Below are 26710 nucleotides of genomic sequence, written 5' to 3'. Positions count from 1 at the left end.
TTCGGTCAGTGTCAAGCGTCGACTGAAAATTTCTTTTCATGACAGTGGTTGACATGGATTATGACAGCGTTGTTAACTTTGAGTGGGAAAGTGGCGCCAGACCATCCCGGGGAGCATATTAAGTGACAGTTGCGTCGAAGACGGTTTCGGACGTCATACACTCGCATTTGGGGGTGTTAACGCGTGCCGAGAAGCAGCTGGCTGAAAGCCTGCTCGACAATTATCCGGTCTCCGGCCTCGGCAGCATCACCACGATCGCCGAGAACGCCGGCGTCTCGACGCCGACCGTCGTGCGCATGGTGCAGAAGCTTGGCTTTAAGGGCTATCCGGACTTTCAGGCGCATCTGCATCAGGAACTCGAGGCGACGATCTCGAACCCGATCGCCAAGCACGACCGCTGGGCGCAGAACGCACCAGGCACCCATATTCTCAACCGTTTCGCCGATGCTATCATGGGCAATCTGCGCCAGACGCTGACCGATCTCGACACCGCGACGTTCGACAGCGTCGCCGCGCTGCTCTCCGACCGCAAGCGCGGCCTTTATTTCGTCGGCGGCCGCATCACCGGCGCGCTTGCCGAATATTTCTTCACCCATATGCAGGTGATCCGGCCGGCAACGACGCTGCTATCGTCGAATTCCAGCAGCTGGCCGCAATATGTCCTCAACATGAATGCCGGCGACATCCTGATCATTTTCGACATCCGCCGCTATGAGCAGGAGATGGTGAGCCTTGCGACCGCCGCTCGCAAACGCGGCGCCGAAATCATCGTTTTCACCGACCAGTGGGGGTCGCCGGCCGCCAAGCTCGCCAGGCATGCCTTCCGCGTCCGGATCGAGGCGCCGTCGGCCTGGGATTCCTCCGTCGTCACCCTTTACATCGTCGAAGCGCTGATCGAGGCCGTTCAGAATTCGACCTGGGACGAGACGAAGGAGCGCATGAAGACACTGGAAGGCCTGTTCGAGCAGACCAAGCTTTTCCGCAAACCGGGTTAGGAGGATAAGACTAAAACAGAAGAAAAACTATGGCGGATTTTTCGCGGAAACAGACGGCGTTGTCGCAAATAAAACATTTGTCGCAACCCCCGCTATTCACAGCAGAATTAACGTCATCGAACCGTCACACAAGCTTCATGTAATCTCATTAACAGCATCGCCAGACACTGAAAACCCGAAGGAGAACAACAGTGATCTCTAACATTTCTCGACTTCTGTCGCTTTCTACTGCGATGATCGTGGCCTCGACCGCGATTGCCGCCGCCGAGCCGAGCGCTGAACTTATCGCCGCCGCCAAAAAAGAAGGAAGCCTGACGACGATCGCTCTGCCGCACAGCTGGTGCGGCTATGGCGACGTCATTGCCGGCTTCAAGGCCAAGTACGGCCTCGAGGTCAACGAACTGAACCCGGATGCAAGTTCGGGCGACGAAATCGAAGCCATCAAGGCCAACAAGGGCAACACCGGCCCGCAGGCTCCCGACGTCATCGACGTCGGCCTCTCTTTCGGCCCGTCTGCCAAGAAAGACGGCCTGATCCAGCCTTATAAGGTCTCCACCTGGGATTCCATTCCGGATACCGCCAAGGATGCTGAAGGCTACTGGTACGGCGACTATTACGGCGTTCTCGCGCTCCTGGTGAACAAGGATCTCGTCAAGGAATCGCCGACTGACTGGGCCGACCTGAAGAAGAGCGACTATGCAAACAGCGTCGCCCTCGCAGGCGATCCGCGCAGCGCCAACCAGGCTGTCCAGGGCGTCTACGCCGCTGGTCTTTCCGCATCCGGCGGCGACGCTGCCAAGGCAGCCGAGGAAGGCCTGAAGTTCTTCGCCGAACTGAACAAGAGCGGCAATTTCGTGCCGGTCGTCGGCAAGGCTGCTCCCTTCGCGCAGGGCTCCACGCCGATCGTCATCGCGTGGGACTACAACGCCCTCTCGTGGGGAGAAGGCCTGAAGGGCAATCCTCCGTTCGAGGTCGTCGTTCCGAAGACCGGCGTTGTAGCCGGCGTCTACGTTCAGGCGATCTCCGCCTTCGCTCCGCACCCGAACGCTGCCAAGCTCTGGATGGAATATCTCTATTCCGACGAAGGTCAGCTCGGCTGGCTGAAGGGCTATTGCCATCCGATCCGCTTCAACGATCTTGCCAAGAACAACAAGATCCCGAAGGAACTGCTCGACAAGCTGCCGCCGGCAGCAGCCTATGAAAAGGCTGTCTTCCCGACGCTGGAAGAGCAGGCCGCCGGCAAGGAAACAATCACCAAGAACTGGGATTCCGTCGTCGGCGCCAACGTTCAGTAAAGTTTGATCCTGCCTCCCCGCTGCAAGGCGGGGAGGTTTTCTCACTCCGACGCCCCAGGATGAGCTTTTCCATGAGCACCGTTTCAACGCCGATGGCGAGCAGTGCCCCCTTGATCAACAAAGACCGCGTGATCGACTGGCTGGGCATCGCACCCTTCGTTATTTTCTCCCTGCTATTCCTGATCATCCCCACGCTTTATCTCGTGGTGGGCGCGTTCCTGACGCCCGAGGGCGATGTCACGCTGAAGAATATCGGCGATCTTTTTACGCCATCGATCATGAGCGCCTACTGGATCAGTATCCGCATCTCGGTCGCCTCCGCCCTCGGCGGCGCGTTGATCGGCTTTTTCCTTGCCTGGGCCGTCGTGCTCGGCGGTCTGCCCGCCTCCGTGCGCTCGACACTGCTGACCTTCTCCGGCGTCGCCTCGAATTTCGCCGGCGTGCCGCTCGCCTTCGCCTTCCTCGCAACGCTGGGCCGCACCGGTCTTGTGACGATCTTCCTGCGCGAATGGTTCGGCTTCAATCTCTACGGCACCGGTTTCAATCTGCTGTCCTTCTTCGGCCTCACCATCACCTACATGTATTTCCAGATCCCGCTGATGGTGCTGATCCTGACGCCGGCCCTCGACGGCATGAAGAAGGAATGGCGCGAAGCATCGCAGATTCTCGGCGCCACCAACCGCCAATACTGGACGATGGTCGCGCTGCCGATCCTCTGGCCGAGCCTGCTAGGTACGACGCTGCTGCTTTTCGCCAATGCCTTCGGCGCCATCGCCACAGCCTTTGCGCTGACCGGCAGTTCGCTGAACATCGTGCCGATCCTGCTTTATGCGCAGATCCGCGGCGACGTTCTGCACAATGCCAACCTCGGTTACGCCATCGCGCTCGGCATGATCGTGATAACCGGCGTCTCCAACGTCCTTTACCTCCTGCTGCGCATGCGCGCCGAACGGTGGCAGAAATGAAAGCTCAACGTCTCGGAGCCTGGATCGCCGTCATTCTAGGTGCATCCTATTTCGTCATTCCGTTGATCGGCACCATCGAGTTTTCGCTGCGCATGCGCCGCGGCGAATACAGCCTCGACGCCTATCAATCGGTCTTCTCGGACATTCAGTTCCGCGAGACCTTCGGCTATTCCATGCTGATGGCGCTGCTGACTATCGTCTTCGGCATGCTGCTCGTCGTGCCAACGGCCTATTGGGTGCGGCTGCGCCTGCCGCAGATGCGCCCCGTCGTCGAATTCATCACGCTGCTGCCGCTTGTCATTCCGGCGATCGTCATCGTCTTCGGTTACCTCAGGATGTATAATTCGTCGTCCTACCTGCCGCTGACGGGTTCAACGACTGGCACCAACATCCTGCTGGTCTTCTCCTATATCACCCTGTCCCTGCCCTACATGTACCGCGCCGTCGATACCGCCATGCGCGCCATCGACGTCCGCACCCTGACGGAGGCAGCCGAAAGTCTCGGCGCCAGCTGGACGACCATCATGTTCAAATGCATTTTCCCCAACGTCATGAGCGGCGTGCTTTCAGGCGCCTTTATCACGCTCGCGATCGTCATGGGCGAATTCACCTTCGCCGCACTGCTCAACCGTCCGGCCTTCGGTCCCTACCTGCAGCTCGTCGGTGCCAACAAGGCCTATGAGCCTTCGGCGCTCGCCGTCATCGCCTTCTCGATCACCTGGCTCAGCATGGGCCTGCTCAACATCGTTTCCCGCGTCGGCAAAGCCCGCCCGGCAAAGGCTTAAGGTATCTGGTTCATGTCTTTTCTCACGCTGACCAACATTCAGAAATCCTTCGGCCCGGTCCAGGTCGTCAAGAACTTCAACATGACGATCGAAAAGGGTGAGTTCGTCTCCTTTCTCGGCCCGTCAGGCTGCGGCAAGACGACCGTCCTGCGCATGATCGCCGGCTTCGAAACGCCGACCGGCGGCACGCTGACCATCAATGGCAAGGATCAGAGCTCGCTGAAGCCGAACCAGCGCAACATCGGCATGGTCTTCCAGGCCTACGCGCTGTTTCCCAATATGACCGTGCACGACAATGTCGCCTTCGGCCTCAAGGTCGCCGGCGCGCCGAAGCCCGAGATCGACGCCCGCGTCAAGGAAATGCTCGGCCTGATCAAACTCGATCATCTGGCCGACCGCTTCCCCTATCAACTATCGGGCGGCCAGCAGCAGCGTGTCGCCCTTGCCCGCGCGCTTGCCGTCAAGCCGCAGGTGCTGTTGCTCGACGAGCCGCTCTCCGCGCTCGACGCCAAGATCCGCGTCTCGCTGCGCGAGGAAATTCGCCAGATCCAGCAGCAGCTCGGCATCACCACGGTCTTCGTCACCCATGATCAGGAAGAAGCCCTGTCGATCTCCGACCGCATCGTCGTCATGAATGCCGGCAAGGCTGACCAGATCGGTTCGCCCTTCGAGATCTACAACACGCCGGCGACGCGCTTCGTCGCCTCCTTCGTCGGCACGCTGAACCTCATCGAAGCCAAAGTCGTCGATCCCGACACCAACCGCATCCAGATAGGTGATCAGGGCATAACGCTGAAGCAGTCGGTGGCCGCTCACAAGACTGGCGAAACCATCTCGCTGGCCCTGCGTCCGGAAGCCGGCTCGCTCTCCGACAGCGTCAAGAGCGACACGGCGCTGACCGGCCAGGTCGTTTCGGCCCACTTCCTGGGGTCGGTCATTCGCACCCGCATGAATGTTGGGGGCAACGTCATCTCCTTCGACATGTTCAACAGCCCCGGCATCACCCCGCCGCAGGCCGGCGAAACCGTAACCCTGCGCTTCATGGCAGCCGACCTGCTGATCATCCGCGACTGATTTCGCCAATACTGCTGAGGCAAAGGCGCCGCGAAACGGCGCCTTTTTCATTTCAGGTTGTCCGACCCGTCAGCAATCGTGATGCAGCCATCACCATAAGGCACTTGAACTCTCCGAGGCCGGTGCCAGAAGTTGAGCGAACCAAATGAGCCGGGTAGCCCTCTGCTTGGCACTTTAAGAAAATGGGATATTTCAATGATTACCTGCCACCTGCGCTATGTGATCGATCCGTACAAGCTTGCCGAATTCGAGGAATATGCCCGGCTCTGGATTCCGATCGTCAACAGGATGGGCGGCACCCATCACGGTTATTTCCTGCCATCCGAAGGCGCCAACAATATTGCCATTGCACTGTTTTCCTTCCCGAGCCTTGCCGCCTACGAGGACTATCGCACACGCATGGCAAGCGATCCGGAATGTCAGGCGGCTTTCGAACTCGACAAACGTAACCGCAGTATCGTCAGCTATGAACGCAGCTTCATGCGGCCCGTGCTCGGCTGATCAAACCCGCACCCGACTGGAAACGAAAACCCCGTCGGGTTGGCTGGCGGTCTTTTCGTTCTGTCATGCGCTTAACGGATCGCCTGGTCGTCGGCGTCGAAACGATGGACGTGCGCCTGATCCGGCGTCGCATAGACGATCTCGTCCGGCTCGTACTGATGCTCGCCAAACAGACGTGCGGTCAGCAGGCCGCACTGGTCGGATTCCAGATAGATGATCGTGTCGGCGCCGAGATGCTCGACATGCACGACCTTCGCAGCCCAGGTCCCCTGTTCGCGCGACAACGTCAGGTGTTCGGGACGCACGCCGATCGTCTTGGCGCTGTGGTCGCCGACCTTCTCGGCTGCGATGAAATTCATCTGCGGCGAGCCGATGAAGCCGGCAACGAAGACATTGGCCGGTCGTTTGTAGAGTTCCATCGGCGAACCGATCTGCTCGATCGCGCCGGCATTCAGCACCACGATCTTGTCGGCGAGCGTCATCGCCTCGACTTGGTCGTGGGTGACATAGATCATCGTTGCCTTCAGGCTGCGGTGCAGCCGGGCGATTTCGAGGCGGGTCTGGACACGCAGCGCCGCATCGAGGTTCGACAGCGGCTCATCGAACAGGAAAAGTTCCGGTTCGCGCACGATGGCGCGGCCGATGGCGACGCGCTGGCGCTGGCCGCCGGAGAGCTCGGCCGGCCGGCGCGCCAGATAAGGTTCCAGCGAAAGCATGCCGGATGCCTTGCCGACACGCCTTTCGATCTCGTCCTTGGCGGTGCCGGCCTGCTTGAGACCAAGCCCCATATTGTCTTTAACCGTCAGATGCGGATAGAGCGCGTAGGACTGAAACACCATGGCGATGCCGCGCTTGGCCGGCGGCGTCAACGTCTCATCGCGGCCATTGATGACGACGGCGCCTGACGTGACGTCTTCGAGGCCTGCAATGCTGCGCAACAGCGTCGATTTCCCGCAGCCCGACGGCCCGACGAAGATGACGAATTCGCCGTCCTTGACCTCGAGGTCGATGCCTTTCAGCACTTCATGCGTGCCATAGGTCTTGCGGATGGATTTGAGTTGAAGCGATCCCACGGGTCTTTCCTTATAATCTGACCGGCTGGCCGGTGCGCACGCTCTCGTCGGCGGCAAGGCAGATGCGCAGCGACGCCACCGCATCCGCCATATGGCGGTCGAGGTCCAGATCCTCGCGGATCGCCCTCAGCATGAAGGCCTGTTCCAGGTCGCAGAGCGCCTGATGACCGGGCTCGCCCGTCATCGTCATATCCTGGTCAGGCCGGATGAACTTGCCGTCAGGCCCAGTCTCGGCCGTGTGCAGGCGGATCACCGAGGTCTTGGTGTGCGTGTCGATATCGTCGGACCTCGCGTTCGGATCCATGACGATCGACACCGCCCCCTTCGGCGACATCACATCTTTCACGAAGAAGGCTGTTTCCGAGATCATCGGGCCCCAGCCGGCCTCGTACCAGCCGACGGAACCGTCCTCGAACAGCACCTGCAGGTGACCGTAATTATACATGTCGGCAGCGATCTCGTCGGACATGCGCAGTCCCATGCCGCGTACCTCGACGGCCCTCGCATCGGTGATCTGGCACATGACGTCGACATAATGCACGCCGCAATCGACGATCGGCGAGGTCGTGCGCATCAGCGACTTGTGCGTCGCCCAGGTCGGGCCGCTGGACTGCTGGTTGAGGTTCATGCGGAAGACGTAAGGCGGGCCGAGCTTGCGCGCCTCCTCGATCAGCTTCATCCAGGAAGGATGATGGCGAAGGATATAACCGATCACCAGCTTGCGCCCCGCCTTCCTGGCTGCCGCGACGACGCGCTCGGCGTCGGCGACGGTGGTCGCCAGCGGCTTTTCCACGAAGACATCACAGCCCGCCTCGAAGGCGGCGACCGCATAATCGGCATGGCTGTCGGAATAGGTGTTGATCGAGCAGAGGTCCGGCTTCAGCTTGGCCAGCGCCGTCGTGAAGTCGGGATGGATCGTATAGTCCTGCAGCTCAGGCCCCAATTGCGGCGTCGAGCGGTTGACGAGACCGACGATCTCGAAGCCTGGATTGTTATGATAGGCGAGCGCATGGCTGCGGCCCATATTGCCGAGGCCGGCAACGAGCACGCGGATCGGTTTTTCGGTCACTTGACGGCTCCTGACGTGATGCCGCGGATCAGCTGCCGCGAGAAGATGACATAGAGGACGAGGATCGGCAGGATCGCCAGCGACAGCGCCGCCAGCACCGCATTCCAGTTGGTGACGAACTGGCCGATGAAGATCTGCGAGCCGAGCGTCACCGTCTTGGTGGCCTCGGAAGGTGCGAGGATCAGTGGGAACCACAGATCGTTCCAGATCGGGATCATCGTGAACACCGCGACCGTCGCCATGGCCGGGCGCACCAGCGGCAGCACCAGCCGGAAGAAGATCGCATATTCGGACAGCCCATCGATGCGGCCGGCATTCTTCAGATCGTCCGAAACCGTGCGCATGAATTCCGACAGGATGAAGATCGCCAGCGGTATGCCCTGCGCGGTATAGACGAGGATCAGCGCCGTCAGCGTATTGACGAGGCCGGCCGCCACCATGCCCTGCAGGATCGCCACCGTGCCGAGACGGATCGGGATCATGATGCCGATCGCCATGTAGAGCCCGAGCAGCATATTGCCGCGGAAACGGTATTCGGAAAGCGCAAAGGCGGCCATGGCGCCGAAGAGCAGCACCAGCAGGATCGAGACGATCGTGACGATGAAGCTGTTCTGGAAATAGGTGGCGAAATCGCCCTGCCCCAGCACCGTCTGATAGCCGACCAGACTGAAGGTCGACGGCGTCGGGATCATCAGCGGCTCGCGGAAGATCGAAGCGCGATCCTTGAACGAGTTGACGATGGTCAGGAACACCGGAAACAACGCGACCAGCGTATAGGCGCTCAGCGCCAGATGTACGAGGCCGGTGCGGATGGGAGATGTGCGTGCCTTGGACATGCGCGCTCCTCAGAACTGGTAGCGACGCATGCGCCGCTGGATGACGAAGAGATAAAGCGAGACGCCGGCGAGGATGATGAGGAACATCACCGTGGCAATCGTCGCGCCCATCGAGCGGTCGCCGAGCTGAAGCTGGAAACCGAAGAAGGTGCGGTAGAGCAGCGTGCCGAGAATGTCGGTCGACATGTCAGGCCCGGCCAGCGCCCCCTGCACAGTATAGATCAGGTCGAAGGCGTTGAAATTGCCGACGAAGGTCAGGATCGAGATGATGCCGATCGCCGGCAGAATGAGCGGCAGCTTGATTTTCCAGAACTGGGCCCAACCGGTAATGCCGTCGCATTCGGCCGCCTCGATCACCTCTTCGGGGATGCTGAGCAGTGCGGCATAGATCAGCATCATCGGAATGCCGATATATTGCCAATTCGAGATCAGCGACACCGCGATCAGCGCCGAACCGGCCTTGCCGAGCCAGGGCGCGAACAGGAATTTCAAGCCGATGAGATCGAGCATCCAGGGCGCCACGCCCCAGATCGGCGAAAGGATGAGCTTCCAGATGAAGCCGACGATGACGAAGGAGAGTAGCGTCGGCAGGAACATCGCCGTGCGGTAGAAGGCGACGCCGCGGAGCTTCGGCACCGAAAGCAGGGCGGCAAGCGCCACACCGATCGGGTTCTGCACGCACATGTGGATGGCAAAGAAGATCAGGTTGTTGACCAGCGCATTCCAGAAATCGCGCGCCCAGCGCGCATCGCCGAACAGCACCTTGAAATTCGCCAGTCCGACGAAGGCCGGCTGCCCGTCGACCGTATTGTAGAGCGAAAGCCTGAGCGTTTCGATGAGCGGCAGCACCATGACGGCAGAATAGACGATCAGGGCTGGCAGCATGAAGACGAAGATATGCCAGCGCACCGGGCGCCTGATCGGGACGATATCGACCGTGTTGTCGGTTTCGCTCATGGCTTTTGCCTGTTCTTGTCGACTGGCCGCAAGGTGCAGCGCAGATGGAAACATTGCGCCTCACCCCTGACCGTCTCTCCGGCTGCCGGGAGAAGGAACGTGCCCTGCTTTGATGCCAAGTCGGGCTGGGAGGTCGCTGCGAGTCTCCTTCTCCTCTGAAGTGGGAGAAGATGGCCGGCAGGCCGGATGAGGGGCGGCAAACGCCGCCCCTCCACACGCTATCACTTGGCCGGCTTGTACCAGCTGTCGAGGCCGTCCTGCAGCTTCTTGGCGGCAACCGCAGGCGTATCCGTGCCGTTGATCACGTTGGCCGATTCGACCCAGGTCTCGTTTTCGAGGTTCGGCGTGCCACGCGACAGGATCTGGTAGGTCGAGCGCACCGTCGACTTGTACGGGCCGCGCCAGGAAACGAATTCCTGAGCGAGCGGATCGGACATCTTGACCGGGGTGGAGTTCAGGCTGAAGAAGCCCGGCAACGAGTTGGCGTAGATATCAGCGAACTCCGGCGAAGCGACCCAGCTGAGGAACTTCTTGGCTTCCTCGGCATGGGTGCTCTTTGCGTTCAGGGCAACACCGATATCCGGATGGTCGGAGATGTAGCCCGTGTCGCCTGCCTTCGGAACCGGCGGCGGGAAGGCGCCCATCTTGAACTGGGCCTGGCTGTTGAACAGCGCGATTTCCCACGAACCGGCAGGATAGATCGCCGCGCGGCCGAGCGTGAACAGGTTCTGGCTGTCGGAGTAGGTCTGGGCCTCGAAGCCGTCGCCGAGATAGGGCTTCCACTTGGCAAGCTCTTCATAGGGCTTGACCCATTCGGCATCGGTCAGCTTCTGCTTGCCGGCGATCAGAGCGGCGCGGCCGTCCTCACCCTTCCAGTAGTTCGGGCCGATGTTCTGATAGCCCATGGTAGCGGCTTCCCAGAGGTCCTTCGTGCCCATGGCGAGCGGAATGTAGGTGCCGTCGGCCTTGATCTTGTCGAGCGCTGCGTAGAACTCGTCCTGCGTCTTCGGCACGGAAATGCCGAGCTTGTCGAAGGCATCCTTGTTGTAGATGAAGCCGTGAATGACCGAAGCCATCGGCACGCAGAAGGTGGACTTGCCGTCGTCGGTGCTCCAGGCGGCCTTGGCGACCGGCGAGAAGTTCTCCATGCCAGGCAGGCTGGTGATGTCGGCGAGCTGCTTCTTGTTGAAGAGTTCGAGCGAGGCATCGAACGGACGGCAGGTGATGATATCGCCTGCGGAGCCGGCATCAAGCTTGGCGTTCAGCGAGGCGTTGTATTCGGTCGGCGCGGTCGGCGAGAAGACGATCTTGATGCCCGGGTTCTTCGCTTCGAAGGCCGGGATGATCTTTTCCTGCCAGATCTGCAGATCGTCGTTACGCCAGCTTTCCACCGTCAGCGTGACGTCGGCGGCATGGACGAGGCCCGCTGAAGTCAGCAGACTGGAGGCAAGCAGCAAGCTTTTCAGAGCAGTGTTTTTCATTTCCCTCTCCTGTTTTAAAGCGCCGCTAGGCGCTGTCTTCGATCTGAAACAAGCAATTGGCGTGTTTGAGGTAACACCCAATGCCCCCTTGGAGGACCGCCAGCAATGCCGGTCCCGAAAGCTCAACGGACACGAAGGCGGACGCCTGCGGCCGAACTGCGCGCCTTCCCGGCGACTGCACCAGGTGGCGAAATGATGGGGAAAGCCGATGGATGCCTGACCTTCACCACCAGCTTGACGGGCCGGCGGGTTGTCATCTCGATCATCCTCGAAGCGGTTCCGGCTTGGTTTAACTGCCGGTTTTCGTGGGCTTCGAAGTGCTGTTCCCTTTTGCCGAATTAATGCCAAAAAAATACCAATTGTCCAGTCGAAATTAACTTTTCGGCCTGATAAAACTCATTAAAAAATTTAATCAAGCAAAATCAATATGATAAAAAGATCGATTTTCCGTGTCATTCCCACTTGGTAAATGGTATTTTTTTGGTATTGTATTAAAAACCATGGGGAACGCATATTCGGAGGGCCCGATGACGGAGCTTGCAATCGGCATAGACGGCGGCGGAACGAGCTGCCGGGCCGCAGTCGCGGACAGGAACGGCAATGTCATCGGCCGCGGCAAATCAGGCCCTGCCAATATCCTGTCGGATCTGGAAAACTCTCTTCTCAACATCGTCGAATCCGCCCGGCAGGCGCTAAGCGATGCCGGGCTTGCCGCTGAAACTCTTTCCTCTGTCGCAGCGGTCGTCGGTGTCGCCGGCGCCAATGTCGGCGATTACGGCAGGCGAATCGAAAAGGCCCTGCCCTTTGCCGAAGGCCGCGTCGTCACCGATGCGCTGATCGCCCTACAGGGTGCGCTCGGCGATGCCGACGGCATCGTTGGCGCCTTCGGCACAGGGTCGGTCTATAATGCCCGCAAGGATGGCCGGTTGAACGGCATCGGCGGCTGGGGTTTCGTTGTCGGCGACCAGGCAAGCGGTGCCCGCCTCGGCCGCGACCTACTGGAACGATCACTGCTTGCCCATGACGGGGTGCGCCCGGCATCGCCGATCACCGACGCGGTCATGACCGAATACGGCAATGATCCCGAGCGCATCGTCGAATTCGCCCATTCCGCAAGACCGAAGGATTTTGCCCGTTACGCCCCCACCGTCTTCCAACATGCCGCCAAGGACGATGCCGTCGCGGACGGCATCGTCACGGATGCGGCAACGGCGATCGGCGAAAGTCTCGAAGCGCTACTCTGGCCCGAATGCCCATCGATCTGCCTGCTCGGCGGTCTTGCCGAAGCTTATGAGCCGTGGCTTTCCGAACGCTACCGGTCGCTGCTTGCCAGCCCGAAGGGCGATGCCCTGCAGGGCGCGGTGGAACTTGCGGTCAAGCTCTTAAACGACAGGCAGAGAGGTGCGGCATGACCGACGACCTCGCTACCCTCCTTTCCCTGGAGCGCCTGCAGGCAGCCGGCACAGGTCCGCTCTACGTCAAGCTGCGCCGCACGCTCGAAGGAGCCGTGCGCACCGGCACGCTCGGGCACGGCGATGCGCTGCCGCCGGAACGCGACATCGCCGAATTCGCCGCCGTCAGTCGAGTCACCGTGCGCAAGGCGATCGACGAACTCGTCGCCGATGGCCTGTTGGTGCGCCGTCACGGTTCAGGCACCTTCGTCGCCAAGCCGGTCTCCAAGGTTGAGCAGCGCCTGTCGCAGCTCACTTCCTTCACCGAAGACATGGCGCGCCGCGGCATGTCCTCCCGCTCCGAATGGCTGCATAAAGGCGTCCACACCCCCTCGCCCGACGAGATGATGATCCTTGGCCTCGGTACCGACGTCAAGGTTTCGCGCCTTTCCCGCCTGCGCATCGCCGACGACCAGCCGCTGGCGATCGAGAATGCCAGTGTCTCCGGCGAATTCCTGCCCGATCCCTCGGCCGTCACCAATTCGCTCTATGCCGAACTCGAACGCCTTCAGGTCCGCCCGGTGCGCGCCGTGCAGCGCATCTCCGCGACCAATATGAAGGAAGCCGACGCCCAGCTTCTCGGCGTCTCCGCGGGTGCGGCCGGCCTGTCGATCGAGCGTATCTCTTATCTCGGCTCCGGCCGCGCCGTCGAATTCACCCGCTCGCTCTATCGCGGCGATGCCTATGACTTTGTCGCGGAGCTGACGATCGCGGTGACGTGAGAGGCTTGAATTTATCCGAATTATACGTATAATTCGGATATCGTAAGTTGGAACGGGTAAGATGGCTCAGACCACGGCTCTGGAATTTCAGCGTAAATTCGGCGAATTCCAGCATCAGGCGCAACGTGAACCTGTCGAGATCACCCGGCATGGCCGTCGTGAATTCATCCTCATGTCCGCGGAACACTATGATTGGCTGAAGGCCGCCGCGCAACGGACGCACAAAACCGCCGATGCCCTCTCTGTCGTCATCGATGCCATTGAGCGCGCAGAGATGGATCCTGTCCACGCTCCTCTCGATGAATTGCTGAAATAACATCGCATGGCGTCGCTTCCCGAACCGAGGCCGGGCTTGGTCGTGCGCTACGATTACCTCTGGTCGCGCGAAGCATTGGCGGGTCGCGACCAGGGCAAGGACAGACCAGCCTGTCTCGTCGCGGCACGCGATAGCCTCGCCAATCCTCGCTACGTCGTCCTGTTGCCGATCACGCACACCCCGCCTTCAGGCGAAACGGTCGGAATCGAAATCCCGCCGAAGGTGAAGCAGGCAATCGGTCTGGATGATGAGCCGAGTTGGGTTATCATCTCGGAATACAATATCGATGAATGGCCGAATGGCGGACTTTCGCCAGTGCCCGGCAGCGGAGGAATACTCGCTTATGGCTTCATTCCGCCTGGACTTTTTGCAACGATTAAGGCGAGATTTCTTGACCTCGCCAAGGCAAAGAAAACTGAGCCCGTTCGCCGCTAAAGCGTGTCGCAACCCTTCAGATTCGCTCCTCGCCCTTTAGGTCTCTGTTTTTATGCATGTCGTTACCGCGAAACCGCAGCAATTTTTTGTGAGACCTGCTCCAGATTAAGTTCTACGATATGATTTTCACATTCATTTTCAAAAACATGAAGCCGGAAAGTGAATCACTTTCCGGCTTCCTCATTTCTTGAATCACTTTGTCAGCGGACGATGCCAACGGCTGATTACGCCGCATCCTCGATCTCGGTTTCGGCCTTGCGCGGCACGTAGTTCAGCACCGGCCCGAGCCAGCGCTCGACTTCAGACACCGCCATCTGCTTGCGCGCCGCATAATCCTCGACTTGATCGCGCTCCACCTTGGCGACGCCGAAATAATAGGAGTCGGGGTGGCCGATATAGAGGCCGGAGACCGAGGAACCGGGCCACATCGCATAACTCTCCGTCAGCTTCACGCCGGCCGCTTTTTCAGCGTCGAGCAACTTGAACAGCGTTGCCTTTTCGGTGTGGTCGGGCTGGGCGGGATAACCGGGCGCAGGACGGATGCCGGCATAGGCTTCGGTAATGAGATCCTCTTTGCTGAGCGTCTCGTCCTTGGCATAGCCCCAGTATTCGCGTCGCACCTGCTCATGCATACGCTCGGCAAAAGCTTCGGCGAAGCGGTCGGCCAGCGCCTTGACGAGGATCGACGAATAATCGTCGTTCGCCCGCTCGAAACGCTCGGCGATGGCGATTTCCTCGATGCCGGCCGTCACCACGAAGCCGCCAACATAATCCTCAACGCCGCTTGAAACCGGCGCCACGAAATCGGAAAGTGCCACGTTCGGCCGCCCGTCCCGCTTCGAAAGCTGCTGACGCAACGTGTAGAAAGTAGCCAGTTCTTGGCTGCGGCCCTCGTCCGTGAACAGCCGGATATCGTCGCCGACCGCGCCGGCCGGCCAGAAGCCGATGACGGCGCGCGGGCGGAACCACTTCTCGTCGATGATCTTCTTCAGCATCGCCTGCGCATCGGCCCAGAGCGCGCGCGCCGCCTCGCCCTGCTTCTCGTCTTCGAGAATGGCAGGATAACGGCCGCGCAATTCCCAGGTCTGGAAGAACGGCGTCCAGTCGATATATTTGGCAAGCTCGGCCAGATCGTAATCCTCGAACACCCGCGTGCCGAAGAATTGCGGCTTCTTCGGCTGGTAGGCAGACCAGTCGACCTTGTGGGCATTCTCGCGGGCTCGCGGCAACGGCAGCCGCACCTTCTCTGCCTCGCTACGCGCATGGGCAGCCGCCACCTTGGCATATTCGGCGCGGATATCGTCGACATAGCCCTGGCGGCTATCCGGCGACAGCAGAGCCGAGACAACGCCGACGGCGCGGCTCGCATCGGTCACGTAGATCGTCTGCCCCTTGTTGTAGCCGGGATGGATCTTCACGGCCGTATGCACGCGGCTGGTCGTTGCCCCGCCGATCAACAGCGGGATCTCGAAGCCCTGCCGCTCCATTTCGGCCGCGACATGCACCATCTCGTCGAGCGACGGCGTGATCAGGCCGGAAAGGCCAATGACATCGACCTTTTCGGCAATCGCCGTTTCGAGGATCTTCGTCGCCGGCACCATGACGCCGAGGTCGACGATCTCGTAATTGTTGCAGGCAAGCACGACGCCGACGATGTTCTTGCCGATATCGTGCACATCGCCCTTGACCGTCGCCATCAGGATCTTGCCGGCCGACCGGCGTTCCTCGCCGCCATTGAGGCGCTTTTCCTCTTCCATGTAGGGCAGCAGCACGGCCACCGCCTGCTTCATCACGCGCGCCGACTTGACCACCTGCGGCAGGAACATCTTGCCCGAGCCGAACAGGTCACCGACGACGTTCATGCCGGCCATCAGCGGCCCTTCGATGACGTGCAGCGGCCTTGCAGCCTGCTGGCGCGCCTCCTCGGTATCGGCCTCGATATATTCGGTGATGCCGTTGACCAGCGCATGTTCGAGACGCTTCTCGACGCTCCATTCGCGCCAGGAAAGATCCTGGACGCGGCCTTCGCGTGCCGCGCCGCCACGGAATTTCTCCGCCACTTCGAGCAGCCGCTCGGTACCATCAGGCCGGCGGTTCAGCACCACGTCCTCGCAGGCCTCGCGCAGCTCGGGATCGATATTGTCGTAGACGGCAAGCTGGCCGGCATTGACGATGCCCATGTCCATGCCCGCCTGGATGGCGTGGTAGAGGAACACGGCGTGCATCGCCTCGCGCACCGGCTCGTTGCCGCGGAACGAGAAGGACAGGTTGGAGACGCCGCCCGAAATATGCACCAGCGGCATGCGCTCGCGGATCGTCCGCGTCGCCTCGATGAAGTCGACGCCGTAATTATTGTGCTCTTCGATGCCGGTCGCGACCGCGAAAATATTCGGATCGAAGATGATGTCCTCGGGCGGATAGCCGATCTTTTCGGTCAGCAGCTTGTAGGCGCGTGTGCAGATATCCACCTTGCGCTCGTAGCTGTCCGCCTGCCCCGTCTCGTCGAAGGCCATGACGACGACGGCGGCACCATAATTATGCAGCAGCCGCGCCTGGGCGAGGAAATTCTCCTCGCCTTCCTTCAGCGAGATCGAGTTGACGATCGGCTTGCCCTGGACCCGCTTCAGGCCGGATTCGATGATCGAGAATTTCGACGAGTCGATCATCACAGGCACGCGGGCAATGTCAGGCTCGGCGGCGATCAGGTTGAGGAACTCGACCATCGCCTTTTCGGAATCGATCAGCCCCTCGTCCATGTTGATGTCGATCACCTGGGCGCCGTTCTCGACCTGGTCGCGGGCGACATCGAGCGCTGCGGTGAAATCGGCATTGGTGATCAGCTTGCGGAAGCGGGCCGAGCCGGTGACGTTGGTGCGCTCGCCGACATTGACGAAGGGAATGTCCTTGGTCAGCTCGAAGGGTTCGAGACCCGACAGCGACATGAACGGGCGATGCTCGGGAATCGGCCGTGGCTTGTATTTCGCAACGGTCTCGGCGATCGCCTTGATATGCTCGGGCGTCGAGCCGCAGCAGCCGCCGACGATGTTGACGAGGCCCTCGCGGGCGAAGCCGTCGATCTGCGCCGCCATCAGCTCCGGGGTTTCGTCATACTGGCCGAATTCGTTCGGCAGGCCGGCATTCGGATAGGCGCAGATGAAGGTGTCGGCAACGCCCGAAAGCTCCTGCAGATGCGGGCGCATCGCATTGGCGCCGAGCGCGCAGTTGAGCCCGATCGTGAAGGGATTGGCATGGCGCACCGAGTTCCAGAAGGCAGATGGCGTCTGGCCGGACAGCGTGCGGCCGGAAAGGTCGGTGATCGTGCCCGAGATCATCACGGGCAGGCGCACGCCCTTGGCCTCGAAGCGCTCCTCGCAGGCGAAGATCGCAGCCTTGGCGTTCAGCGTGTCGAAGATCGTCTCGATGAGGATGATGTCGGCGCCACCGTCGATCAGCCCGTCGATCTGCTCGCCGTAGGCGGAACGCAGATCGTCGAAGGTCACGGCGCGAAAACCCGGGTTGTTGACGTCAGGCGAGATCGAGGCGGTACGGTTGGTCGGCCCAATGGCGCCGGCGACGAAACGGCGGCGGCCGTCCTCGCGCTCGGCACGCTGTGCTGCCCGCCGCACGATTTCGGCGCCTTCCTTGTTGAGGTCGTAGACTGCACCTTCCATCTCGTAATCGGCCTGCGCGATGCGGGTCGAGGAGAAGGTGTTGGTCTCAAGAATATCGGCGCCGGCCTTGGCGTATCTGTAATGGATCTCTTCGATCGCATCCGGCTGGGTCAGGATCAGAAGGTCGTTATTGCCCTTCTGGTGACAGGCGCAGCCGATGAAGCGCGTTCCGCGAAACTGGTCCTCGTCATAGCCGAGCCCCTGGATCTGCGTGCCCATGGCGCCGTCGAGAACAAGGATGCGCTCGCTCGCGGCTTGTTTCAAAGCTGCGAAAACTTCACTGCCGTCACGTTTGCCCGTTTCCGGACCAAAGAGATTGTCAAACACGGGAGGGCTCCTTGACGTCGTAAGACCAGACTTCCACATCACATAAAGATATCTTTATGTCAATATATGCCTGTCGATTTCGTGCTTTGCAAATCTCGCCGGATGACAGACTCGCACGACGCCTATATAGGCGCTTACAACGCTTTGTGCACGAAATCGGAGGAGCATCATGGCACCCGCAACCGTCAACGCCGTGCTTGGAAACTGGACGACCCGCGCCTATCACCGCGGCTGGCTGCTGACCCAGGCGAACGGTCTCTTCGATTTCTTCCAGCACTATTCGGTCAACCTAAAGGGCGGCTTCTACGATCTCGACGACGAAGGTAGGCCTCTCGACGCCGATGGCCAGGTCCGCGGCATCCATATCGCGGCGCGCGCGGTGCATTGCTTCTCGATCGGCGCGCTGCTCGGCCGCCCCGGAGCCTCCGACGTCGTCGACCACGGCATGGACTATATCTGGAACCATCATCGCGACCGGAAAAACGGCGGCTATTTCTGGTCGCTCAACAATGACGGTCCGGTCGATTCCAACAAGCAGGGCTATGGCCATGCTTTCGTGCTGCTCGCCGCCTCAGCGGCAAAGACGATCGGCCATCCGCTTGCCGACGGCATGCTCGCCGATATCACCGAGATCCTCAACACAAAATTCTGGGAAGCGAAGCACGGCGCGATCGCCGAGGAATTCACCGCCGACTGGCAGCCGCTCGACGGCGGTGCCTATCGCGGCCAGAACTCCAACATGCACCTGACCGAAGCGCTGATGGCGGCCTTCGAAGCCACCGGCGACAGGGAATACCTGACCAGGGCCGAAAGCATCGCCGATCTCGTTATCCGCCGCGCGGCGGGTTCGGTCGACTGGCGCGTCGCCGAGCATTTCGATGCCGAATGGAATCTCGACAAGGCTTACTATCATTCGAATGAAATGTTCCGCCCGGCCGGCACGACGCCCGGTCATTGGCTGGAATGGGCCCGCCTCATCCTGCAGCTTTGGGCGCTCGGCGGCAAACGGATCGAGTGGATGCCGGATGCGGCCAAGGCGCTGTTCGCGCAATCCATGGCGCTCGGCTGGGACAACGACAAGGGCGGCTTCTTCTATACGCTCGATTGGGACGACAAGCCTGCCAAGCGCAACAAGCTCTGGTGGCCAGCCTGCGAAGGTGCGGCTGCCGCACATTTCCTCAACGAGCACCTGCCGAGCGATTTCCATGAAGAGAGTTACCGCAAGATCTGGAACGTGATCGAGCGCGCCTTCATCGACCACAAGAACGGCGGCTGGCATGAGGAGCTGACGGAGGATCTCGTTCCCTCTCACTCTCTCTTCCCCGGTAAGGGCGATATCTACCACGCGCTGCAGGCCTGTCTCATCCCGCTTTTCCCGGCGACGGGCAGCCTGACGAAGGGCATCACTGAGGCTGGCGGCAAGCTCTGAGGCGAACGGCCTCACCGGCAAGAGACGTCATTCTCAGCCTTGTGCCGAGGATCTACGGATAGCGCGGCAGATGCTCGGCACAAGGCCGAGCATGACGAGCGAAAAGCATTGTCAGCGCTCCTGCGCCAGATCCAGACGAATATAATGTTGCAAACGAATATTGTGCTGGCGGTTCACGGCCTCGATCATCCGCTCCACGTCGTCGATCGGCGAATGCAATATCTCCGACAAGAGCGCACGAAAATCGGCTTGCGATATCTCCACGGCCATGCCGGTGATCGTGCGCTGAAGCTTGGTGTGAAGAACCCAATGCAGGACCGCCCGGCGATAGGCGTCATCGAGCAGCACAGCCAGATCGCCGGCCTCGATCTCATATTCGAACGACAGGCTGACATGGCCGGAATCGACGGGAAGCGAATAGATCAGCCTTCCATCGATATCATCGACATGCGGCTCGTAGCCATCACCCATGCGGCGCTTGCCGGAAATTGCAGCCATCTCAGGCGAGCCGCAGCGTATCCAGATCCTTGGCGAGCATCAGCGCCAGCGCCTCGACCGCGAGATTGTGGTCGTCACGCTGCGGCAGTCCCGAGACGGTGACGGCGCCGATACAGCCGGTACCCTTGACGTTGATCGGGAAACTGCCGCCATGCGGCGCATAGTCGGCGCCGGAAAGTCCGTTATCCTCGACCGTCTTACCGTCCTTCTGCAGCTTCAGGCCGGAGGCATAGCTGCTGCGGAAATAACGCAGCACCATGTTGCGCTTGCGCCGGACCCAGTTGACGTTATCAGGCGTCACACCTGGAAGTGCCGCATAGAAAACGGGCATCGAATGCAGGGTCACGTCGATCGCAATGCCGAGGCCGCGCTCGGTGGCGAGTTCCTGCAGGAGTTTGCCGAGCTGCCATGCCGTCGTCAGGTCGAAGGCGTCGAAGCTCAGCACTTTCTCCTGCTCCACGATCCGGCTGAGATCGTCCTCGATTGTCATGATGAGCGTTCCTCTTGCGCGATGATCCGTGCAGACCATTCTCGCGGAGAGCAAAAAAGTAAAGCAAAAACTTGGGCCTACCCCTGAAGCAACTCCAGCAAAACTGCGCGGCGGTCTTGCGTCCGGAATTGCGCGAAGACAATGAGATAGAGCATTTTCGTCACTCGAAGAAAACGGAAATGCTCTTCGTCAGAGCTTCGGCGTCAGCATCTCGAAACGGTCACAGGACCGGCGAGAAACCGCTCATCGCCCCGATGAAGGGTTTCGGCAACGGCGAGGCGTAGGAGCCGCGCTTGCTGGTGGAAAGCCCGAGCGACACCAGCGCCTCGGCCTGCTTGACGGCGGCGGCGACGCCGTCGACGACAGGCACGCCGTAGATATCCTGCAGCTCGCGCGCCAGATCGGTCATGCCGGCGCAGCCGAGCACGATCGCCTCTGCGCCGTCTTCCAAAAGCGCCCGCTCGATCTCGGTCCTCAGCTTGCCGATCGCGCCGGAGGCCGCATCTTCCAGCTCCAGCACCGGGATATCGGAAGCGCGCACCTTGGCGCGGTCGCCCATGCCGTAGCGGCGCACCAGATTGTCGATCAGCACCCGCGAGCGCTCCAGCGTCGTCACCACGGTGAAGCGCTGCGCCAGGAAACCCGCCGTCACCACGGCGGATTCGCAAAGCCCGAGGATCGGCACATCGGCAAAGCTCCGCGCCGCTTCGAGCCCGGTATCGTCGAAACAGGCGATGACAGCCGCGTCATAACCCACCGCCTGCCGCTCCCTGAGTTCGGCGAGCAGGCCGGGGATCGCTAAGGCTCCGTCGTAATGCCCTTCGATGGAAACCGGCCCCATGCGCGAGGTGGCCGCGACGATCTCCGTGCCGGATGCCGCCACCGCACGCGCGGCGGTGGCGGCCTTCTCGGTCATGGAGGCCGTGGTGTTCGGATTGACGATGAGGATGCGCATGTCAGTTAATCTTTGCCTGCCGCCGGCTGAGCATCGTCATGATGCCGAGCGCTACGAGAATGATGGTGAAGGAAAACAGCGTCGTCACCGTGCCGAGCGCATAGAGCACCGGCGTCGTGACATTGGTCGTCATGCCGTAGATTTCGAGCGGCAGCGTATTGTAGGTGCCTGATGTCATCAGCGTGCGGGCGAATTCGTCATAGGAGAGCGTGAAGCCGAACAGGCCGACGCCGACCAGGCTCGGGGCGATCATCGGCAGCACGACGTGGCGGAACGTCTGCCAGGAGCTGGCGCCGAGGTCGCGCGCCGCCTCCTCATAGGCCGGCGAGAAACGGTTGAAGACGGCAAACATGATTAGCACGCCGAAGGGCAGCGTCCAGGTGAGATGGGCGCCGAAGGCCGACGAATACCAGGCGGGCTTGAGCCCTCCTTCCTGGAAGACGACACCGATGCCGAGCGAGATGATGATCGACGGCACGACGAGACTTGCGACCGTGGCGTAGAAGAGCGCCGTCGAACCGCGGAAACGGCGGCGGAAGGCAAGGCCGGCGAGCAGCGAGACGACGACGGTCACCACCATCACCATTAGCCCGAGGGTGAAGGAGCGGCGGAACGATGCGCCGAAATCGCCGACCGCCTGCTTCTCGAACAGGTTGAAGAACCAGTGCGTGGAAACGCCGTTCATCGGGAAGGTCAGACCGCCGTCCGGACCCTGGAAGGAGAGGATCAGAATCGCCGAAAGCGGCCCGTAGAGGAACAGCACGAAGATGATGAAGAAGAGCGCCAGCAGATAGAATTCCAGGCCGCGTTTTTCGTGGCTCATCTCAAAGCTCCTTGCGGATATCGACGACGCGCAGGATGGCCGCGACCATCAACAGCACGACGGCGAGCAGCACCACGGCATTGGCGGCAGCGGCCGGATATTGCAGCAGCGACATCTGGTTCTTCATCATCAGCGCCACCGACGCGCTCTGGCCGCCGGACATCACCTGCACTGTCGAAAAGTCAGCCATCACAAGCGTCACGACGAAGATCGTACCGATCGCCATGCCGGGTTTGGCGAGCGGGAAGACGACATTCCACAACACCTGCCAGCCGGAGGCGCCGGCATCGCGCGCCGCCTCGAACAGCGACCGGTCGATGCGCATCAGCGTATTGAAGATCGGCGTCACCATGAACAGCGTATAGAGATGCACCATGGCGAGCACGACGGCGAAATCGGAATAGAGCAGCCATTCGATCGGCTGCGGGATGATGCCCATCTTGATCAGCGTCGAATTGACGAGGCCGTTGCGCCCGAGCACCGGTATCCACGAAATCATGCGGATGATGTTCGACGTCATGAACGGCACGGTGCAGACGAGAAAGAGGATCATCTGCGTCGACGTCTTGCGGATGTGGAAGGCCAGGAAATAGGCGACCCAGAAACCGATGACGAGCGTCAGCGCCCAGACGATCGCGGTGAATTTCAGCGTGTTGAGATAGATCTTCCACGTCACCCACGAACCGAGCGTGTCGGTGTAGTTCATCGTCAGGAAGTCGGGATAGAGGCCGGCAAAGTCGTAGTCCCAGAAGCTGACGACCGCGATCATGGCGATCGGCAGCAGGAAGAACAAGCCGAGAATGACGAACAGCGGCGTCGCCTGGAGATAGGATATCGCCGATGGGGAAAGCCTCAGTCCGCGCCCGCCGCGCGCGCCCTGGCCATCCTCCTCCGTTTCCGCTGCGATGGTCGCCATCCCTTACCCTTTCGGAAGCTCGTCATTCGTCCGGTCGTTAAAGAGAGGGCTCGAGAAGACCCCTCCCCAACCCTCCCCACAAGGGGGAGGGAGTATCTTTGCCGCGCCGCCTCCGAACCTCCTCCCCACAGGAGGAAGGAGTGTCCTTGCCGCACCGCCTCTCCAGGCTCCCTCCCCCTTGTGGGGAGGGTTGGGGAGGGGAAAACGACAATCGCTTAGGCCGCGATGAACTCGTTCCAGCGGCGGACCATGTAGCGGTCTTCGTCCATCACCGAGTTCCAGCAGGCGACAGCACCCATGCGGGCTTCGAAGGAGCCGCCGTCGCGAACGGCGCCGGCCTTCTCCATGACCTTGCCCTCGGGCGACATGATGTCGCCGGTGGCAGCCTTACCCTCGATCCAGTAGCCCCACTCGTCCGCCGTCATGAAGTTCTTGGCGGTGTCCATGCAGGCGGAATAGTAGCCCTGGCGGTTGAGATAGCCGCCGACCCAGCCCGATGTGTACCAGTTGATGTATTCATAGGCGGCGTCGAGTTGCGCACCCTTGAGGTGCGAGGCAAGGCCGAGACCGCCACCCCAGGCGCGATAGCCTTCCTTGAGCGGCTGATACTTGCAGGCGATGCCCTTGGAGCGGACGGCGGCGACGGCCGGCGACCACATCGACTGGATGACGACTTCGCCCGACGCCATCAGGTTCACCGACTCGTCGAAGCTCTTCCAGAAGGCGCGGAACTGGCCCTCGCCCTTGGCCTTGATCAGGAATTCGATCGTCTTGTCGATCTCTTCCTTGGTCATGTTGCCCTTGTCGGCATATTTGATGTTGCCCATGGCTTCCATGATCATCGCGGCGTCCATGATGCCGATCGACGGAATATTGAGGATCGAGGTCTTGCCCTTGAACTTCGGATCCATGATGTCGGCCCAGCTGGTGATCTCGCGGCCGACGAGATCGGGGCGAATACCGAGCGTGTCGGCATTGTAGATGGTCGGAACCATCGTCATCCACTGTGTCGCTTCCTTGGCGAATTTCTTGGAATCCTGCGCTTCGACGAAGCCGACCGTGTGCGGCGCCGTGCCTTGCGCGATGACGCTCTCCGGCTTCAGCTTGCCGTTGATGAAGAGCGGTACGATCTTGTCGTAATATTTCAGCTTCTTGACGTCCATCGGCTGCATCACGCCGGTCGGGAACACCTTCTTGGCGATCCAGTATTCGATGTCGGCGATGTCGTAGCTGTCGGGCTGGGTGACGGCGCGCTGGGCGGCGGCATCGGAATCGGTCGCCGTCATCTCCAGCGTGATCCCGAGATCGGCCTTGCACTTCTCGGCGATGGCATTGATGTTCGAAACGCCGGTGCCGAACTGGCGAAGCGTGATGTTCGTCTGCGCCCAGATGGTGGGAAAGCCGGTGATGGCGCCGGAGCCGGCGATGGCGCCGACGGCGGCAGCACCCGTCTTCAGCAGCGTGCGGCGGGAAAGTCCCTTCTCCGCCTTGGTCGATGTCGTTTCAGTCGTCATGTCAGTTCCCCTTTTCTTGGATATGGAAGGTTCAGTGTTCTTGATGGTGATCGCTCACGCGGACGAGCGGCCGAGAAGCACGGCGTCCTCGAGCGCCCAGCTGAGCGAGACGGTGTCGCCGACGGCGACCGGCCGGGCGAAATAGTCGCCGTCGTCGGCGATGACGGTGAAGTCGTCGCTGCCGGCGCCGATAACGGTGATCTTCACGGAAGAGCCGCGATATTCGATGTTGGAGACGATGCCGTCGAAGCCGAGCGTCCATTCGGTCGCCACCTGCAGGCGCACGCGGTCGGTGCGGATGCCGATATCGACGGGCTCGCCGACCTCCCTGCCCGTCCCGCGCACGGAAAAGCTCTGGCCTTCCGGCACGGTCATGACGAACACGCCGTTCTCGCTCGACGTCACCCGGCCGGACAGCACGTTGTGATCGCCCATGAACCGCGCGACGAAGGCCGTCGCCGGACGCTCGAAGACCTCGCGCGGGGCTGCCGCCTGCTCGATCCGGCCGTCATTCATGATGACGATGACGTCGGCGAGCGCCATCGCCTCTTCCTGGCTGTGGGTGACGTGCACGAAGGTGATGCCGAGCGACTTCTGGAGTTTCTTGAGTTCGGCGCGCATACGGATCTTCAGGAACGGATCGAGCGCCGACAGCGGCTCGTCGAGCAGCAGCGCTTCCGGATCGGTGATCAGCGCGCGCGCCAGCGCCACGCGCTGTTGCTGGCCGCCGGAAAGCTGGGCCGGACGCCTGGCGGCATAGGCCTCCATCTGCATCAGCTTCAGCATCTCGAGCGCCTTGGCCTGCCGCTGTTGCTTGTCGACGCCCTTCATCTTCAGGCTGAAAGCGACGTTGTCGATCAAATCGAGATGCGGGAAAAGCGCGTAGGACTGGAACATCATCGCCGTGCCGCGCCTGGCCGGCGGAAAATCGGTGACGACGACATTGCCGAGCCTGATATCGCCCGACGAGATGCTCTCATGGCCGGCGATCATGCGCAGCGTCGAAGTCTTGCCGCAGCCCGACGGGCCGAGGAAGCAGCAATAGGAGCCGGCCGGAATCTTCAGGCTGATCGCATGGACCGCCGTCGTCGGGCCATAGACCTTCGAAACGGATACTATATCGATCTCTGCCGCTTTCGACATCATGCCTTCCCCTGTTCGGAAAAGACGATGCATCTGCCGTGCCAAACTCCGCTGCTTAAAGGAAGCCATTGCGAAATAACGATTTTATCAACACCGCCATTGAGAGAGTAAACTATAGGCGTAGCGTTATCTGCACATGATTTAGGCTATCGTGCGCAATTTGTGCAAAACATCGTATACAATCTTGCCACCATTCGGGCACAAATTCTGTTTCGCTTTTGCCGCGAAGCCGGGTATGGTTTGCCGACCATCAGGAAATAAATTTCATGAAATCCGCCGCCAAGGCTCAGCAGGCCGAAGACTCCGCCGAAACAGGCGCGCAACAGATCCGCGATGCCATTCGCGAAGCGATCGTCGAGCGCAGGCTCTCGCCCGGCACCAAGCTTTCGGAAAGCGATGTCGGCAATCTCTTCAACGTTAGCCGCACGCTTGCCCGCGCCGCCCTGCAGGCGCTGTCCTATGAGGGTCTTGTCAGCGTCGAGAAGAACCGCGGCGCCTTCGTCGCCTACCCCTCGCCTGATGAGGCTCGCCAGATCTTTTCCGCCCGCCGCTTGGTCGAACCAGGCATTTTGCGCGAGGCAGCGGCGCGGATCACGCCTGATGACATTACCGATCTGCGACAGCTTCTGCTGGAAGAAGGCCGCCTGATGAGCGAGCGTGGCCAGACGGCGCGCCGCGCCGAAATCAAGGCATCGGGCGATTTTCATTTGATGCTGGCGGCCATATCGGGAAACTCAATCATGCAGCGCTTCATGGAAGAGCTCGTCGCCCGCTCGTCTCTGGTGATTGCGCTCTACGGGCAGTCGACCGCATCGAGCTGCGGCCATTCCGAACATGGTAACATCATCTCGGCGATCGAAGCCGACGAACTCGACCGCGCCTGCCAGCTGATGCTGCATCACATCGCCCATATCGAGGCAGATCTCGACCTGCGCGAACGCAAGAGCCTGGGCCTCAAGGAAGCCTTCGAACTCTGAACATGAAAAGAC

25 protein-coding genes are annotated in these 26710 nt (G+C 60.9%); 12 read left to right on the top strand and 13 right to left on the bottom strand.

Annotated elements, in window-relative coordinates; all coding sequences use genetic code 11:
* The first annotated feature begins 122 nt into the window (after positions 1–122).
* From HFO71_RS02330 to HFO71_RS02305, 6 genes are all read left to right on the top strand, one after another.
* Positions 123–995: a MurR/RpiR family transcriptional regulator gene (locus tag HFO71_RS02330; protein WP_168257092.1), complete on the top strand. Its 873-nt coding sequence runs from the start codon at positions 123–125 to the stop codon at positions 993–995.
* A gap of 191 nt (positions 996–1186) precedes the next feature.
* Positions 1187–2290, top strand: a complete 1104-nt coding sequence (locus tag HFO71_RS02325; protein WP_025395355.1) for an ABC transporter substrate-binding protein — start codon at positions 1187–1189, stop codon at positions 2288–2290.
* A gap of 71 nt (positions 2291–2361) precedes the next feature.
* Positions 2362–3255: an ABC transporter permease gene (locus HFO71_RS02320; RefSeq protein WP_168258898.1), complete on the top strand. Its 894-nt coding sequence runs from the start codon at positions 2362–2364 to the stop codon at positions 3253–3255.
* Positions 3252–4040: an ABC transporter permease gene (locus HFO71_RS02315; protein ID WP_131639527.1), complete on the top strand. Its 789-nt coding sequence runs from the start codon at positions 3252–3254 to the stop codon at positions 4038–4040. Before HFO71_RS02320 ends, HFO71_RS02315 begins: the two co-directional genes overlap by 4 nt.
* 12 nt (positions 4041–4052) lie before the next feature.
* Positions 4053–5114 (top strand): ABC transporter ATP-binding protein, encoded by a 1062-nt coding sequence (locus HFO71_RS02310; protein ID WP_027664212.1) that lies wholly within the window; start codon positions 4053–4055, stop codon positions 5112–5114.
* Between the two features lie 195 nt (positions 5115–5309).
* The gene (locus tag HFO71_RS02305; protein ID WP_020050879.1) at positions 5310–5615 is read left to right on the top strand and encodes an NIPSNAP family protein; all 306 of its coding nucleotides are present in this window, start codon (positions 5310–5312) and stop codon (positions 5613–5615) included.
* A 71-nt stretch (positions 5616–5686) separates the two neighbouring features.
* On the opposite strand, the gene HFO71_RS02300 is transcribed toward HFO71_RS02305, so the two are convergent.
* From HFO71_RS02300 to HFO71_RS02280, 5 genes are all read right to left on the bottom strand, one after another.
* Entirely contained in the window at positions 5687–6688 is a 1002-nt protein-coding gene (locus HFO71_RS02300; protein WP_131666319.1) for an ABC transporter ATP-binding protein, read from the bottom strand.
* A gap of 10 nt (positions 6689–6698) precedes the next feature.
* Complete coding sequence (locus tag HFO71_RS02295; protein WP_131666320.1) at positions 6699–7757, bottom strand: Gfo/Idh/MocA family protein; 1059 nt, start codon at positions 7755–7757, stop codon at positions 6699–6701.
* Entirely contained in the window at positions 7754–8593 is an 840-nt protein-coding gene (locus tag HFO71_RS02290) for a carbohydrate ABC transporter permease (protein ID WP_017961350.1), read from the bottom strand. The genes HFO71_RS02295 and HFO71_RS02290 overlap by 4 nt, the downstream gene beginning before the upstream one ends.
* 9 nt (positions 8594–8602) lie before the next feature.
* A complete protein-coding gene (locus HFO71_RS02285) occupies positions 8603–9550 on the bottom strand; it encodes a carbohydrate ABC transporter permease (protein ID WP_017961351.1) in 948 nt (315 codons plus the stop codon).
* 221 nt (positions 9551–9771) lie between these two features.
* Positions 9772–11031, bottom strand: coding sequence for an ABC transporter substrate-binding protein (locus tag HFO71_RS02280; RefSeq protein ID WP_017961352.1), 1260 nt, complete (start codon positions 11029–11031; stop codon positions 9772–9774).
* A gap of 527 nt (positions 11032–11558) precedes the next feature.
* On the opposite strand from HFO71_RS02280, the gene HFO71_RS02275 reads away from it, so the two are divergent.
* The 4 genes from HFO71_RS02275 (at position 11559) to HFO71_RS02260 (ending at position 13955) form a co-directional block, all read left to right on the top strand.
* Positions 11559–12443, top strand: coding sequence for a glucosamine kinase nucleotide-binding domain-containing protein (locus HFO71_RS02275; RefSeq protein WP_077978829.1), 885 nt, complete (start codon positions 11559–11561; stop codon positions 12441–12443).
* A complete protein-coding gene (locus tag HFO71_RS02270; RefSeq protein ID WP_020050885.1) occupies positions 12440–13204 on the top strand; it encodes a GntR family transcriptional regulator in 765 nt (254 codons plus the stop codon). The genes HFO71_RS02275 and HFO71_RS02270 overlap by 4 nt, the downstream gene beginning before the upstream one ends.
* 61 nt (positions 13205–13265) lie before the next feature.
* The gene (locus tag HFO71_RS02265; protein ID WP_017961356.1) at positions 13266–13520 is read left to right on the top strand and encodes a type II toxin-antitoxin system prevent-host-death family antitoxin; all 255 of its coding nucleotides are present in this window, start codon (positions 13266–13268) and stop codon (positions 13518–13520) included.
* 6 nt (positions 13521–13526) lie between these two features.
* Positions 13527–13955, top strand: coding sequence for a hypothetical protein (locus tag HFO71_RS02260; protein WP_168258896.1), 429 nt, complete (start codon positions 13527–13529; stop codon positions 13953–13955).
* A gap of 224 nt (positions 13956–14179) precedes the next feature.
* On the opposite strand, the gene metH is transcribed toward HFO71_RS02260, so the two are convergent.
* Positions 14180–17953 carry a methionine synthase gene (gene metH, locus HFO71_RS02255; RefSeq protein ID WP_221968259.1) on the bottom strand — a complete coding sequence of 1258 codons (3774 nt, stop codon included), beginning with the start codon at positions 17951–17953 and terminating at the stop codon, positions 14180–14182.
* 169 nt (positions 17954–18122) lie between these two features.
* Here metH and HFO71_RS02250 point away from each other — a divergent pair, with 169 nt between their 5' ends.
* Positions 18123–19382 carry an AGE family epimerase/isomerase gene (locus HFO71_RS02250; protein WP_168258894.1) on the top strand — a complete coding sequence of 420 codons (1260 nt, stop codon included), beginning with the start codon at positions 18123–18125 and terminating at the stop codon, positions 19380–19382.
* Positions 19383–19493: 111 nt separating this feature from the next.
* Here the strand turns inward: HFO71_RS02250 and HFO71_RS02245 are convergent, their stop codons facing one another.
* The 7 genes from HFO71_RS02245 to HFO71_RS02215 all read right to left on the bottom strand — a co-directional run bounded on the left by HFO71_RS02245 (position 19494) and on the right by HFO71_RS02215 (position 25721).
* Positions 19494–19880 carry a hypothetical protein gene (locus tag HFO71_RS02245; protein ID WP_094088714.1) on the bottom strand — a complete coding sequence of 129 codons (387 nt, stop codon included), beginning with the start codon at positions 19878–19880 and terminating at the stop codon, positions 19494–19496.
* A 1-nt stretch (position 19881) separates the two neighbouring features.
* Positions 19882–20370 (bottom strand): heme-degrading domain-containing protein, encoded by a 489-nt coding sequence (locus tag HFO71_RS02240; RefSeq protein ID WP_131666328.1) that lies wholly within the window; start codon positions 20368–20370, stop codon positions 19882–19884.
* 220 nt (positions 20371–20590) lie between these two features.
* Positions 20591–21325 carry an aspartate/glutamate racemase family protein gene (locus HFO71_RS02235; protein WP_168258893.1) on the bottom strand — a complete coding sequence of 245 codons (735 nt, stop codon included), beginning with the start codon at positions 21323–21325 and terminating at the stop codon, positions 20591–20593.
* Position 21326: 1 nt separating this feature from the next.
* Positions 21327–22148, bottom strand: a complete 822-nt coding sequence (locus tag HFO71_RS02230; RefSeq protein ID WP_025395369.1) for an ABC transporter permease — start codon at positions 22146–22148, stop codon at positions 21327–21329.
* A gap of 1 nt (position 22149) precedes the next feature.
* Positions 22150–23064, bottom strand: a complete 915-nt coding sequence (locus HFO71_RS02225; RefSeq protein WP_003561140.1) for an ABC transporter permease — start codon at positions 23062–23064, stop codon at positions 22150–22152.
* Between the two features lie 215 nt (positions 23065–23279).
* Complete coding sequence (locus HFO71_RS02220; RefSeq protein ID WP_131664658.1) at positions 23280–24578, bottom strand: ABC transporter substrate-binding protein; 1299 nt, start codon at positions 24576–24578, stop codon at positions 23280–23282.
* A gap of 54 nt (positions 24579–24632) precedes the next feature.
* A complete protein-coding gene (locus HFO71_RS02215; protein WP_168258892.1) occupies positions 24633–25721 on the bottom strand; it encodes an ABC transporter ATP-binding protein in 1089 nt (362 codons plus the stop codon).
* Between the two features lie 266 nt (positions 25722–25987).
* On the opposite strand from HFO71_RS02215, the gene HFO71_RS02210 reads away from it, so the two are divergent.
* Positions 25988–26698 (top strand): GntR family transcriptional regulator, encoded by a 711-nt coding sequence (locus tag HFO71_RS02210; RefSeq protein WP_168258891.1) that lies wholly within the window; start codon positions 25988–25990, stop codon positions 26696–26698.
* The last annotated feature ends 12 nt before the right edge of the window (positions 26699–26710 follow it).

This window comes from Rhizobium laguerreae, assembly GCF_019778565.1.
GTDB lineage: Bacteria > Pseudomonadota > Alphaproteobacteria > Rhizobiales > Rhizobiaceae > Rhizobium > Rhizobium laguerreae.
The sequence above is the reverse complement of the archived record's forward strand: the minus strand, read 5'-3'. Positions and strand labels throughout refer to the sequence as shown.